Origin of the sequence: Granulosicoccus antarcticus IMCC3135, from assembly GCF_002215215.1 — a bacterium.
Lineage (GTDB): Bacteria > Pseudomonadota > Gammaproteobacteria > Granulosicoccales > Granulosicoccaceae > Granulosicoccus > Granulosicoccus antarcticus.
Genome location: NZ_CP018632.1, coordinates 3,275,324 through 3,289,484 on the forward strand (window position 1 = coordinate 3,275,324; position 14,161 = coordinate 3,289,484).

The window sequence follows — 14,161 nt, forward strand, 5'->3', positions numbered from 1 at the left end:
TCAGGAGACGGCGCCCGTGCCGGTTTCAATACGAGCTTTAGTTCGCTGCGGATAGTGCTGAGAGTTCATCTTGAATCAACTGGCTATCTGCCAGTGCCAGCATCACGACAAGATCGCCCGGTTCGGCGCACTGAAGCGCAAAATGCAGGGCATCGAGCTCTTCATCAAAGTGGCTCACCTGCTCCTTTTGTGCGCCACAGCGCAACAGCTCATCCTGAATGATGGCAAACACTTCACCGTGATTTCTGCCGCGATGGTAGTGAGCCAATTCCGACACAATCACCTTGTCAGGTTGCATTTTCCAGGCAGCTCGGGTGAGTTCTCTGATGAGTGAGTCAGGTCGATCACCGGGTTGGCTGAACGCGAGGAGTGTACGCGCCGCTTTTTGAGCCTGGGCAAACTGAGCCATGGCTTGCATGCCTGCAGGGTTATGGGCATAGTCCACCACAACAGTCACGCCTTCCACCGTGTAAAGATTGAGTCTGCCAGGGTTGTTCTTGAGGGACATCGACTGCAGTCCCTGCTTGATGGCTGAATCGGTGATACCCAGTTGTGATGCCATGGCAACCGCTGCAAGTGCATTGGCGACATTGTGCCTGGCCTTGCCGCCGAGAGTCAGTGGGATGGTCTCAACAGCGCAGATGATGTCAGTGCCCGAGCTTTGCATGCGCACAAGGTTTTGCTCGTCTTGTACATAGGCGATGCCACCGTTTTTGATGTGTTGACGCACCTGTAAATTGTCAGCAAAAAGACTGAACCACACAATAGTTCCGTTAAACCCGGATGCCTTGTTGACTAGTAGCGGGTCATCGGCATTGAGTATCAGCACTCCGCTGTCTGCAACTGTCTGGCTGATCATCCATTTTATGGTCAGCAGTTCCTGCAGGTTCTCGGAACCAAAATCGCCAAGATGATCTTCGCTGATATTGGTGATGAGTGCGACGTTGGCGTGATCAACACCGAGTCCACGTCTGAGCAAGCCGCCACGCGCTGCCTCGAGTATGGCGATGTCGAGCTCAGTCTGGCGAAGCAGCAAGCGCGCACCGCCGGGACCAGACCAGTCGCCTGAATCGATTTTATTCTCATTCACCATAATGCCATCGGTAGATGAGAAACCTGCGCTGTGCCCTGCGCCTTTGAGGATGTGGCTGATGAGCCTGACAGTCGTGGTCTTGCCATTGGTTCCCGTCACAATGCCGACAGGAATATCATCATATGTTGACCAAGGCAGCGATTGTGGATCTGGCAAAGCATTGACTGGCCAGACGCTGGCGTTTTTCCCCAGGCCCAACGATACTTCATCGTCGTCCCACAACATTGATACCTGTTCTTCGCTTGCCATCGCTGCTAGCTGGATCAAACGAGGATTGGCTTCCAGTGCCAAGGCCTGATGAATGACTTTGAGTTGTTCTTCAAGATCCAGCACGACAGAGTTGCCTTCAGCGTTGGCATACGGTACGCCAAGCTCGATGGCGCAACGGGCATAGCACCATTCGTTGATTTCAGCGGCGGTGTACAAGGCGTCAAGCGGCGCAGTAAAGGCCAGGCTGATACCACTGAAGCGTTTTGTGCAGGCGACTGTCTCGCCTGTCCAATCCAGACGCGTCAGTATCTGTCTAACCTTTTTCTCCCAGAGAGGGAGAAGGGTGCGAGCTTGTTCGTCGGTGCAGCGCACGTCAAGTACAGTGCCTGCGCCGTTCAAGACAAGGTTGGGGCCCGTCAAACGACGGGTGTCTAGCAGTTCCATATTGTCGCTACCCTGTGTCAGTCGCCTGTCTCTCGTGCTATCCGAACGCCCCGTTCGTCGCTGATGATTTCAAGATCATCATCCAGATCGAATTCCATTGCCGGGATGTCGGCGCGCACAGGTGCCGCTGAGGGTTTGGCTTCCATGGAGGCGTCAGCGTTGAAATAGATGATCTGTTTCCAGGTTCGTTTGACTGAATCGGCGAGTACGAGTAGTAAATCGCCAGGTGTTGCCATATTGAGTGCGGCGCTGGTGGCGAGTTGTTCGTCTGCAATCACCGTGATCTGTTCGGCTGTGATGCCATCTTTCAGCAGCTGATCTTTGAGCATATTCGCAACTTCATCTTCGCCACGACCGCGACGATTATCATCACATCGGCAAATAAAATGATCAAAGTGTGAGGCAGCGATATGTGCAATCTCGAAAATATCCTCATCGCGACGATCACCCGGAGCTGACAGCACAACGAGTTTTCGGTTGTCAGCGCCCAAGCGCTCAACCAGCTCGCACATGGCCTTTACCGCCGCAGGGTTGTGGGCGTAGTCCATAACTACCTTGAACGGATGTTCGTTGTAGATGTTCATACGTCCCGGTGTTTGAAAGAAAGACGTATCGAATGTGCGCAAGCCCTGGCGGATATGATCCAGGCTTGTATTCTGGTTGTAGGCTAGGGCTGCTGCAAACATGGCGTTTTGAACGTTGTGCAATGCACGGCCTTCAAGGGTTGCTGGAATCAGATGGGCCCAGAGTAGTGGTACATGCACTTCATTGTCATAAAGCGTAATCATTTGCCCGTTCATGCCCTGTTCCAGCACCACGGCCTGGCCGCCTGCCTGAATATGGCGTTTGACGAGTGGGTGTGCAGGATTCATCGTGACATAACACAGTGTTTTTGCCTCTGTGTAGTCAGCCATTTGCAAGCACAGAACGTCGTCTGCGTTTAGCACGGCCGCATCGGTGGCAACCTCAATCGGTACTCTTTTCAGTTCGGCCAGTTGTTCCAGGGTATCGATTCCCTTTAGCCCTAAATGATCTGAAGAGATATTGAGGCACACCGCCACATTGCATGTCTGGAAGCCCAATCCGCTGCGCAGCATACCGCCACGCGCGGTCTCCATCACGGCCGCATCAATCGATGGGTCGCGCAGGATTATTTTTGCCGAGATAGGTCCGGTCATATCGCCCGACACACTGAGTTGTCCATCAATGTAGACACCGTCGGTAGAGGTGAGACCTACGGTGTACCCTCGCATTTTGAGAATATGCGCAAGCATGCGTGAGGTCGTGGTCTTTCCATTTGTGCCGGTAATGGCGGCGATGGGAATGCTGCTGGGCGCGCCTTCGGGGAAGAGCATATCCAGCACAGGTCCGGCAACATCGCGTGGTGTGCCTTCGCTTGGGGCTACGTGCATTCGGAACCCGGGGCCGGCATTGACTTCGCAGATGCCGCCGCCGGCTTCCCGATAGGATTGCGTGATGTCCTTGGTCAGAAAGTCCACGCCACCAATATCCAGACCAATAGCCTTGATCGTGCGTTCGGCCATGGCGATATTGTCGGGATGAATACTGTCGGTGACATCGATCGCTATGCCGCCGGTTGACAGATTGGCGGTTGCGCGCAGGAAGACAATTTCGTCGACGGGCGGCACGGTGTGCAGGTCGTAACCGGACAGGCTCAACAATTTCTCGGCCTGTTCGTCCAGCTCGAGTCGAGTCAGTACTTTCTCGTGACCAATGCCACGGCGTGGGTCTTGATTCACGATCGCGACCAATTCTTCGACGGTGTGTTTTCCATCACCGATGACATGGCCTGGCATGCGTTTGGCTGCGGCAACCAGTTTTCCATCCACGACCAGCAAACGATGGTCAAAACCTTCGATAAAACTCTCAACCACGATATTGCGACCGTGTTGTGACGCCTTCTCGAAAGCCGCTTCGATTTCCTCATCCGTTTTCAGGTTGACTGAAACACCGCGACCATGGTTGCCGGACAGTGGCTTCATGACAACCGGTACTCCTATTCGCCGGGCTGCACGTTTTGCATCGCTCGATGAGCGGACGATACGTTGATCAGGAACAGGTAATCCCAGATCGCGCAAGATGGCATTGGTCTCTTCCTTGTCGGAAGCCAGCTCTACCGCAATATTGCTGGTCTTCGATGTCGTGGTTGCCTGTATGCGTTGCTGGTGACGTCCATGTCCGAACTGGACGAGGCTTTGGCTGTTTAACCGAATCCAGGGTATGCCACGCTCTTCGGCGGCTCGCACCAAAGAGGCGGTGCTGGGGCCAAATGCGCGCCGTTGGGCGCGATGCACGAAGGCTTCGAGTTCGTCGGTGAAGTTCCACTGCGAATCGGGCTTGTTGTCGGTTTGCAGCTCCGCTGGTAACAGGCTGTGCAGAAACCTTAGTGAGAGTTGGCTGGCCTCTCGAGCCACATCGACGTCCAGATACTGAAACACCATATTGTAGTGGCCGGGTTTGCCGTCGATTGAACGGGTCCGACCGAAGCTGACATCTGCTCCGGCTACGTTCTGGAGTTCGATAGCGACGTGCTCCATGACATGACCCAGCCAGGTGCCTTCGTCTTCACGCAGGCGACGTTCAAATCCACCCGCTGTCCGGTAGGAGCAACCGTGCTCCTTGAGGCCCGGAAGATGGCTCAGGAGCGCGTCGATATAGGTTGTGCCAAGCCGGGCTGTGGGCCATTGCTCCAGCTCGCCCAGATCCAGCACGTGGCGCATGACGGGAAAATGCGCGTAAATATTCGGTCCGGTGTAAGCATTGGTACTGATGATCTTCATAAGAGAATTCTCAACGGTAATCAGCTGGCGAAGGCTTGGCGGGCAGCGATATCAAATCGGCCCCCGGAAATCAGGATGTGCAATTTAACGCCAATAAGACTCACCGGCTGGCCACGGCGTGCTTTGTCCATTGATGAGTATTCAAGGTCTCGCGGATCCACAATGGTGATGCCGCCACTGCCGACCACTTCCAGGCTATCGCCAGGTTTGATGAAGGCTGCGGTATCTTCATCCAGACCAATACCCACTGCGAAGGGGTTGTAAGCTAGTGCGGTCAGCAATCGACCGAGTCGATCGCGCTGGCGAAAATGCTGATCGATAATGAAATTGTTGGTCAAGCCTAACCCGGGAGCCAAGGTGACCATATCGGGTCTGGGGGTGCTGCCTTCTGAACCGCCAGCAATCATATGTTCTGGCATGAAGGCTGCCCCTGCCGATGTGCCGGCAACATGCATGCCTGCTGCATTGCGTCGTCGAATGAGTTGAGCCACTGGTGTGCCGCCCAGGGTTGTCGACAGACGCAATTGGTTTCCACCGGTCATGAATACGCCATCAGCTGCTTCAATGACGTCGAGGTACTGGTCAGACTGGCAGTCTTCGCGAGTAATGAACGGTAATACCTGCGCATGCGGAATGCCCAATTTGCGAAAGAGTGTTTCGTAGCGGCTACCCGTGTCTTCAAGCTTGGATGCTGTCGGTATGATGGCGATTCGGGCGCTGCCGCCACCACAGACTTCGACAAACCGATCCAGAATGGCGGGATTGTTGAGCTTTTCTTCAGCGCCACCAATCGGAATTATATAACCACGTTCACTATGGTCTGTATCGGCTGAGGGGCTCATGATTTGTTTGTCGCTGTTGTGTTTTCGAAGGTGCCATGGATGCACTGTTTTTGATTGGAGACATGCCAGTTGCCTCCTGCCATGACATCGCTAATGGCGTTTTGATCATTGATAACGATGAGGTCGGCATCGTTGTTAGGCGCAATTCTGCCTTTGTGAGGCAAGCGCAGAATATCGGCGACATTGCTGGTAAAGGCGGGCAGGGCACGCTCAAGCGGTACGCTCTGGGCAAGCAATGCCTGTAATGTCTCAAACAGGCTCGATGGGTGTCCGACATCCATATGCACCATCTCTCCCTGTTCATTCCACGTTGGCAGGCATCCACCACCATCAGAGCTGATAGTGACGTTAGTGTCCGGGTGGCCGGATTCCAGATACTTGATCAATGCTGTGTCAGCCCGCCAGGCATCCTCATCATCGGCCACCGGGAAAGCGGTGATGTCGATTGTGCAGCCACGCCCGGCCAGCTCCAGAGCTTCGTCAAACAAAGCCTTGCGACGATTGACATGTGTCGGGTTGAATACCCGTGCCGGTAGTTCGCTGGTATCCAGTGCCTGACGAACCAGCTCCAGGCCGCGCATACCATCACCCAGGTGCAGGTGAATAATGCCGGCTTTGCCGCTGATCAGTCCTGCCACATGGGCATCACTTGCGAGGCGTAGCAGGTCAGGCAGAGTTGGTTGGCTGGATCGGTGATCACTGAGTGCAATCTCGCCGACACCAATGATCGGATCTATGAAGACTATGTCATCACGAACCTTTCCGGTGATGGTCACGGGTGGTAGGTGATAACCGCCAGTATGGCACCAGGCGCTGAGTCCTTCCTCTCGCAGGGCGTAGGCGTGAGCGACTAGCGATCGAGTGTCGCGAGTGGTGTCATCGGTGCCCAGTACCCCCACCACGCTGGTCACACCAGCTGATGTAAAGTGAGAAAGCGGCACGCTCGGTACCCGGCTTTTAAAACCTGATTCGCCGCCACCGCCTGTCAGATGGGCATGGCCGTCAATGAAGCCGGGCAAGACACGTTGTCCCTGTAAATCAACCTGTTCAACGGGTACGCCGTTGAATGAAGGTAGAGAGGCGCCCATCCAGAGAATTTTACCCGCTGCCACGAGAATATGTTGTATGCCGATGTCATCTGGTGCGTAGACATGGGCGTTTGTGATGAGTTTCAACGGGGCAGGAGGGGTTGGGGCTGGTTTCCATTGTAAGGCCTTAGCATCAGCAATGGTTAACAAAACTACAACCCCTGAAAAACGGCTTGTCTTTATATTCTACGAGTCTTGAAAGCGTCCGTGATCATCCTCGAATTTCCGGGGTGGCAGTCGCATTTTGTACCCAGGCCGCGCCCTTGGATTGTTGCCAAGGGCACGGACTTAATGTATAGCTTCCTGGTCTGTTGGCGAGCCGAGGCCCGCCATCAACTCAGCGCAGTGAGTCGCAGGCCTTGGCAAGCTTGGTAATGCCTTCCCAGTCGCCAGCGTTAACCATGGCCGCAGGGGCGACCCATGAGCCACCGACACACAGAACATTGGGTATGGACAGGTAATCCTTGGCCGTGTCGGCAGTGATGCCTCCGGTAGGGCAGAACTTGACTTCACCGAAAGGTCCGGTCAGAGCTTTTAGAAAAGGCGCTCCTCCGGCATGTGATGCAGGGAAGAATTTCAGCGCATCGAATCCGCCATCAAGCGCACGCATGATGTCAGCTGGCGTCATGATGCCTGGCAGTAAAGGCATGTTCATGGCGTTAGCAGCCGCTCCCAGCTCGATGGTGAAGCCCGGACTGACAGCAAAAGTGGCGCCGTGGTCTTGCGCGCGTTTCAAGTCATCGCCATTCAGCGCCGTTCCCACACCAACGATAGCGCCAGGTACATCGGCCATGGCTTTCATGGCTTCCAGAGCAACGGGTGTGCGCAGCGTTACTTCCAGTACTCGCAATCCACCAGCGACCAGAGCTTCGGCCAGAGGCTTTGCTTTGCTGACGTCGTCGATAACCAAAACCGGAATGACCGGTGCAACCTGCATGAGTTCACGAACTTTCATGATGCCTGGGTGGCTCCTTTTGTTGTTGTAACTGAGTGGACTGCTGTTGATGATGCCACGATTCAATCGTCAAACAAACTGACGGCACCTAGCTCGGCGCTGCAGACATTGTGTCGGAAGCCGGAGAAAAGTTCTCGTCCCATGTTGACGGTCTTGCGACTGAGATCAGGCAGGGTGATCGTACGTGCATCCCATTCAGCTGCATCAACCTGTGCGTTCAAGATGCCTGATTCTGCATCAAGAAGTATCATGTCGCCGGTTTTGACCTTGGCCAGAGGTCCGTCCAGGAAGCATTCGGGTGAAACGTGAATGGCGGCTGGTACCTTGCCTGAAGCGCCTGACATCCGGCCATCAGTCACAAGGCCTACCTTGAAGCCACGATCGAGCAGCACGCCCAGGATGGGGGTCATCTTATGCAGTTCAGGCATGCCATTGGCACGAGGGCCCTGGTAGGCGACTACGGCGATGAAGTCACGTTCCAGTTCGCCATTGTCAAAAGCGATGCGCAGAGCATCCTGAGAGGTGAAGACAATGGCTGGTGCTTCAATGATGCGGTGTTCGAGCTTGACCGCAGAGGTCTTGATTACAGCGCGGCCAAGATTGCCCGCCATCAGGCGCAGTCCGCCATCTGCCGAAAAGGGGGTTTTGACGGTGCCGATAATGGAATCGTCTACCGATTTTTTCAGGCCATCGCGCCATGCCAGGACGCCCTCGTCGAGCCAAGGCTCCTGCGTATACTGATAAAGCCCGGTGTTGCCAGCGATGGTTTGCACATCGTCGTGCAGCAAGCCTGCATCGAGCAATTCGCGGATGACCAGTGCCATGCCGCCAGCGGCGTGGAACTGGTTAACGTCAGCCTGACCGCTAGGGTAGACATGCGTCAGCAGTGGGATGGCGTGGCTGAGCTGGTCGAAATCATCCCAGTTGATGATGATTCCGGCAGTTCTGGCGATGGCAACCAGATGCAGAGTGTGATTGGTTGAGCCGCCAGTAGCCAGCAAGCCGATAATGGCGTTGACGATAGCTTTTTCATCAATCATGCGGCCCAGGGGCGTGTATTCCTTGCCACGAGCCGTGATGGCCAGAGCGCGTTGTGCAGCGGCAACCGTCAGTGAGGATCGCAGTTCAGTGCCGGGGTTGATAAAGGCTGAGCCTGGCATGTGCAGACCCATGATTTCCATCATCATCTGGTTGCTGTTGGCTGTGCCGTAGAAAGTACAGGTACCCGGGCCGTGATAGGAGGCGCTTTCAGAGGCGAGCAGGTCTTCACGAGTGGCCTTGCCTTCTGCAAAAAGCTGACGTGTCCGTGCCTTGTCCTTGTTGGGTATGCCGGTTGTCATGGGGCCGGCCGGGATGAATACGGCGGGCAGATGACCGAACGACAAGGCGCCCATCAGCAGGCCGGGGACAATCTTGTCGCAGATGCCGAGGAATACACCCGCATCGAACACATTGTGAGACAGGGCGATAGCCGTCGACATGGCGATGACATCACGGCTGAACAGGGACAGTTCCATGCCCAGCTGGCCTTGTGTAACACCGTCACACATGGCAGGGGTGCCGCCGGCTACCTGAGCCGTTGCGCCAACAGCACGAGCTGCTTCGCGAATTTTCTCTGGCGCATGCTCATAAGGCTGGTGTGCCGAAAGCATGTCGTTGTAGGAAGTAACGATCGCCAGGTTGGGCGCACGCTCGGCGTGTAAGACGATTTTGTCACGTTCTGGGGCTGCCGCAAAGGCGTGGGCCAGGTTGGTGCAGCCCATCAGGCCGCGGTTGGGCGGGGCATCGCCAAGTGCATTGATACGTGCAAGATAGGCTTTACGCGTATCGCGGCTTCTTTCAATGATGCGTTGAGTGACGTCATCAACGGCTGCGCTGATCGAGGGCATAGGCTCTTTAACCTGAGTTGTAGGTAAGTTACACAATTATGTCACATGAAAGTTGTCACACCATGACAAATTGCCGCTAAGATGATTGAAAATTACTGATTACCCACCATTCACCTGTCTGTAACCGTTTGGTAGTAAAATTACAAAATGAATCTGATATCCAACGAAACACTGCAGCCGTTTGATTTTATTCTGTTCGGCGGCACCGGCGATCTTTCCATTCGAAAGCTCATTCCTTCTCTGTATTTCAGGCATTGCGAAGGTCAGTTGCCTGAAGATAGCCGCATTATTGCCACGGCCCGTTCAGATATGGACACTGCCGGCTTCCGCAGCATGCTCAACACGGATGTTCGAGAGCATATAGACGATAACGACTTCAACGCTGACTCCTGGAAGGAATTCCTGGATCTAGTCTACTATCACCCCTTGGATGTTACCGATCCTGAGAGTTACCGGCCATTGGTCGATACGCTGGCAGGGCGCGAAGAATATGTACGGGTCTTCTATCTTTCCGTAGCTCCCAGCCTGTTCACTCAGATTACCAATGGGGTGCATGCAGCCGGGCTCATCACGGAAAAAAGCCGCGTTGCTCTGGAAAAGCCACTGGGACGTGACCGGGCCTCAGCCGAAGAAATCAACGATCGTTTGTCGGCCGTGTTCAACGAAGATCAGATCTACCGAATTGATCACTACCTGGGCAAAGAGACCGTTCAGAATCTGCTGGCGTTGCGATTTGGTAATGCCTTCTTTGAGCCATTGTGGCGAAGTGAGCGCATCAATGATGTGCAGATCACCATCGCTGAAGATCTGGGAGTAGAGGGTCGTGGTGCGTTCTACGATCAGACCGGTGCATTGCGCGATATGGTGCAGAACCATTTGCTGCAACTGCTGGTTATTCTGGCTATGGAGCCGCCTGTCAGTATTGATCCGGATGCGGTACGTGACGAGAAAATCAAGGTGTTGCGTGCGCTGAAGCCATTGGCTGGAATCGATGCAATAGAAAACTCTGTTCGCGGGCAATACAAGGCGGGTGCTTACGGTACAGGTCCGGTGCCAGGCTATCTGGACAATGACGATATTCCCAATGACAGTTCGACCGAAACCTTCGTTGCAATACGTGCCGAAATCGGTTCCTGGCGCTGGGAAGGCGTGCCATTCTTTTTGCGTACCGGCAAGCGCATGGAAAGCAAAACGACTGAAATCGTCATTAATTTCAAGAAAGTGCCACATTCCATCTTTCCAACGGCAGATGGCTTCAGTACGCCTAACCAGCTCATCATTCGCCTGCAGCCAGAAGAGAGCATCCGTATGCGCATCTACGTCAAGGCGTGGGGGGATGACATCCAGTTGCAGCCGGTCTACTTGAATCTTGATTTCAATGATGTCTTCCAGAAACGCAAGATGATCGCGTATGAGCGCTTGCTGATGGACGTCATTCGCGGCAACCAGACTCTGTTCATGCGTCGTGACGAAGTGGCTGCTGCCTGGGCCTGGATCGATCCGATACGAGCTGCCTGGGAGCAATATCAATATTTGCCCAAAAGCTATACAGCAGGCACCTGGGGCCCGGGTGCCTCCAACGCGCTGATCAGTAAGGATGGTCTGCGCTGGAATGAAGATTGATATGACACAGACCGTGATTGAGAGCTCAGGCCTGCATTGGCATGAAGAGCCGTCGGGAGCCGAGTTGGCCATTAGTCTGGGCAAGGCTGTTGCAGAGCGCTTGCAACGCACTTTGTCGCAAGCAGATTCTGCCTCTCTGGTGGTTTCTGGTGGTAGCACGCCGGCGCCGGTATTCAGCTATCTTGCTGATGCGGACATCGACTGGGCGCGCGTTTGTGTGACCTTGGCTGATGAGCGTTGGGTGCCGCCCGGACACTCGGATAGCAACGAGACACTGGTACGTGACACCTTGCTGCAGAACAAGGCGGCGGCTGCGAGCTTTATCGCCCTGTATCGCGAAGGCGTGTCCGATGAGCAGGCTTTGCAGCAGATCGCAAGCGATGTTCTGGGCATGCAGCAACCATTCAGTGTGGTGATGCTGGGTATGGGAGGGGATGGTCACACAGCCTCTTTGTTCCCGGATGCGCCAGTATTGGAACTCAGTACGGCCATGTCTCTGGATAATGACAAGACGGTGGCTTTCATGAATCCCCCGTCGGTCTCTCAGCGACGAATAACGCTGACGCGAGCTTGCTTGTTGAATTCAGAACATCGCTTCCTGCACATCACCGGTGCGGGTAAGCGCTCTGTTTTGAACGCGGCGCTTGAGACCTGTAAAGGCAAAACCTATCAGTCAGGTTTTGCCCCTGTGACAGGCTTGCTGACGGAGCAACCTGAAAATGCATCAATTTACTGGAGTCCTTGATGCTGGCCAGAATCAAGGCTGCTCGGGATACGCTCAGAAAATCTGAACAGAAGGTTGCTGATGTCGTTCTGGCAGACCCTGATGAAAGTGTTCAGTCATCCATTCAGGCTATTGCTACCCGGGCTGGCGTCAGCGAGCCTACGGTTATCCGTTTCTGCAGGGCTCTGGATTGTGTCGGCTTTCAGCAATTCAAGCTGAAGCTGGCACAGGATCTGGCACGTCGCGGCACCTTCTTCTATCAGGATGTGACGGTCGATGATTCGAGCAAGGAGCTGGCGAACAAGCTGCTTGATGGGGCTATTGCCTCATTGGTGCAGATACGTAACCAGATCAATGAGAAGGCACTCGATCAGGCCATCGCCCTGTACGAAGGCTGTAATCGCGTCGAGTTATACGGTTCAGGTGGTTCTGCTGTTGTGGCAGAAGATGCGCAGCTGAAGTTCTTTCGTCTGGGCAAGCCTGCCATTGCCTATTCGGATCCGCATATACAAGCTGCCGCCGCAGCCTTGCTCGACAAGGACGCCCTGGTCATTGCCATTTCGCACTCCGGGCGCAGCAGTGACATTCTGAAGACGGTCGAAATTGCCAGAGCGGCACAAGCCAAGGTCATCTCCGTGACCGCGACACGGTCGCCGCTGGCGCAATGCAGTGATGTCACGCTGACCGTGGATGTTAATGAGGACAGTGACATTTTCTCGCCAGTCAAGTCACGCCTGGGTCAGATGGTCGTGCTGGATGTACTGGCGGTGGGTGTGGCGGTGCGCGGTGGCACTCACATGCTGGAACAGCTGGCACGTGCAAGAAGGGCAATCGACTTCAAGTTTGTCTAAAGACAAAGAGCTGTCCGAGAATAGGCTGATCTGCTGGAGACGCGCTATTCTCGGAGTCGTCTCCTAGTCGTCGCTGCTGGAGATATCACCAAAAGCTGACACGATCTGTGGGGTGATCAGAATCCGTGCACGGCTGAAAACCCGATCACTGTTCAGGCGAAAGACCGCTGAACCGGTTTCGTTCACGTCGACACTGAGCGGATCTTCGAAGGATTCGTTATCGGCTATCTGGATCTCGAATCCGGTTGCTTCGACAGGTGGATTCTGGACTTGCACAAGAAACTCGCTGCCTTGCCGGGTTATGGCGGTCACAACAGGTGTCAGTGTGCTGTCAATATCGGCGATGGTGATGGGCGTATTGGAGCGGAAGCCTTTCAGGCCGTTCTGGTCTATGCCTCGCATCTGCAGGTAGTAGTCGCCAGCATCCAGCGTATCAAAGGCGATCTGCGTGCTGTCGGTCTGAAAGCTTGCGAGTGTTTCATTACCAGCCTCGTCGGTGGCAACCTGTGCGTTATAGGTTTGTGCATCGGAAAATGGCCACCAGGTGACAATATCTTCCGGGGCGATCCGCACCGGTACACGCTTCAAGACCGGTGCCGGCAGCAGGGCGATAGGTGGGCTGGGAGGCTCTCCTTCGGCCACGACAGAGCCGTATCCGGTCGGCAGGCCAACGCTTACATCCTCGGTTTCGATGTCTACGGAGCCTTCAGTAACGCCGACGAGTAGTTCGTCAGATGCGTCGATATCGAAAACAGTCCCTCTGACTGCCGCTGAAGCGTAGGGGGTGCTGATACGAAAATCGACTGGCTGGTCTTCACGCCTTTCAACATTCGAGGTGACTTTTCCCTTGAATGTCTCGATCTCGATAACACAGCTGTCATCGCCTGGCAGGCAGTTCAGGCGTGAGAGTATCGCCTCGGTGCCCGGTTGCATGTTCACAACAGAGCCGGAGGAGAACTCGATGCTGACATAGCCATCAGTACCCGTGAAAATCCTGTCTCCGGAATGCACTTCAGAGTCTCGGTTCAGTTCGAACGTGGAGTCCTGAGTATTGTTTGCCTGTGTCAGGGCGGCGCCGGAGCGGCTGGCTGTCACATGGCCCTTCGCGAACACGACCTGAGCGAATTCTCCGCGTGGAGGGACGTGAATGGGAATGCGTATGATATTGCCCGGGATCAGCGGAGCGGTCGTTACCAGAGAGTTGAACTCTGCCAGTTGTGGTGCGTAGCCTGCCTTGCCAAGCTCTCTTGCCGCTATGGAGCTCAGGGTGTCACCTGCAATAACAACCGCATCACGAGAGATGATGACTGATGCGGTCGCAGATGCGGTCGCAGATGCGGTCGCAGATGCAGGCGTGCTCACCGAGTTGCCGGAGTCCGGGCCGGATGTCGCCAGGCTGGCCTCGCTGTCTGGCGAATTCTCTACAGTTTGCTGTGAGTAGGCCGCTGAGGAGGCCAGGCACAACGCCAGCGTCAGGCTGGCGGGAATTTCTGAAATCCGGATATTCACAAAATCATACTCGGCTTTTAAGTTCATTCACCGAGTATCGGATATATGTGTTCAATAGTGAAGCTCATGAATCAGCAATTGCGCCCTGCAAGGGCTGAAAGCCTTACAGGGCGCGGCGTTGATGTCTTTTCA

General features: G+C 54.8%; 10 protein-coding genes. 3 read left to right on the forward strand and 7 right to left on the reverse strand.

Going from position 1 to position 14,161, the window contains the following annotated elements; genetic code table 11:
- Positions 1–37: 37 nt before the first annotated feature.
- From IMCC3135_RS14120 to edd, 6 genes are all read right to left on the reverse strand, one after another.
- Positions 38–1,747: a Mur ligase family protein gene (locus IMCC3135_RS14120; RefSeq protein WP_088918213.1), complete on the reverse strand. Its 1,710-nt coding sequence runs from the start codon at positions 1,745–1,747 to the stop codon at positions 38–40.
- A 17-nt stretch (positions 1,748–1,764) separates the two neighbouring features.
- Entirely contained in the window at positions 1,765–4,548 is a 2,784-nt protein-coding gene (cphA, locus tag IMCC3135_RS14125; protein WP_088918214.1) for a cyanophycin synthetase, read from the reverse strand.
- Positions 4,549–4,568: 20 nt separating this feature from the next.
- A complete protein-coding gene (locus tag IMCC3135_RS14130; RefSeq protein WP_088918215.1) occupies positions 4,569–5,390 on the reverse strand; it encodes a cyanophycinase in 822 nt (273 codons plus the stop codon).
- Positions 5,387–6,565, reverse strand: a complete 1,179-nt coding sequence (gene iadA, locus IMCC3135_RS14135; protein WP_088918216.1) for a beta-aspartyl-peptidase — start codon at positions 6,563–6,565, stop codon at positions 5,387–5,389. Before iadA ends, IMCC3135_RS14130 begins: the two co-directional genes overlap by 4 nt.
- Positions 6,566–6,815: 250 nt before the next feature.
- The gene (locus IMCC3135_RS14140) at positions 6,816–7,433 is read right to left on the reverse strand and encodes a bifunctional 4-hydroxy-2-oxoglutarate aldolase/2-dehydro-3-deoxy-phosphogluconate aldolase (RefSeq protein ID WP_088921847.1); all 618 of its coding nucleotides are present in this window, start codon (positions 7,431–7,433) and stop codon (positions 6,816–6,818) included.
- A gap of 62 nt (positions 7,434–7,495) precedes the next feature.
- A complete protein-coding gene (gene edd / locus IMCC3135_RS14145; protein ID WP_088918217.1) occupies positions 7,496–9,322 on the reverse strand; it encodes a phosphogluconate dehydratase in 1,827 nt (608 codons plus the stop codon).
- A gap of 147 nt (positions 9,323–9,469) precedes the next feature.
- Here edd and zwf point away from each other — a divergent pair, with 147 nt between their 5' ends.
- From zwf to IMCC3135_RS14160, 3 genes are read left to right on the forward strand one after another with little or no spacing between them, the layout of a single operon-like run.
- Complete coding sequence (gene zwf, locus IMCC3135_RS14150; RefSeq protein WP_088918218.1) at positions 9,470–10,945, forward strand: glucose-6-phosphate dehydrogenase; 1,476 nt, start codon at positions 9,470–9,472, stop codon at positions 10,943–10,945.
- 1 nt (position 10,946) lies between these two features.
- Positions 10,947–11,690 carry a 6-phosphogluconolactonase gene (gene pgl / locus IMCC3135_RS14155; RefSeq protein ID WP_157735983.1) on the forward strand — a complete coding sequence of 248 codons (744 nt, stop codon included), beginning with the start codon at positions 10,947–10,949 and terminating at the stop codon, positions 11,688–11,690.
- Positions 11,690–12,520 (forward strand): MurR/RpiR family transcriptional regulator, encoded by an 831-nt coding sequence (locus IMCC3135_RS14160; RefSeq protein ID WP_088918220.1) that lies wholly within the window; start codon positions 11,690–11,692, stop codon positions 12,518–12,520. The genes pgl and IMCC3135_RS14160 overlap by 1 nt, the downstream gene beginning before the upstream one ends.
- Before the next feature lie 63 nt (positions 12,521–12,583).
- Here the strand turns inward: IMCC3135_RS14160 and IMCC3135_RS14165 are convergent, their stop codons facing one another.
- Positions 12,584–14,056, reverse strand: coding sequence for a FecR family protein (locus IMCC3135_RS14165; RefSeq protein ID WP_088918221.1), 1,473 nt, complete (start codon positions 14,054–14,056; stop codon positions 12,584–12,586).
- Between the last annotated feature and the right edge of the window lie 105 nt (positions 14,057–14,161).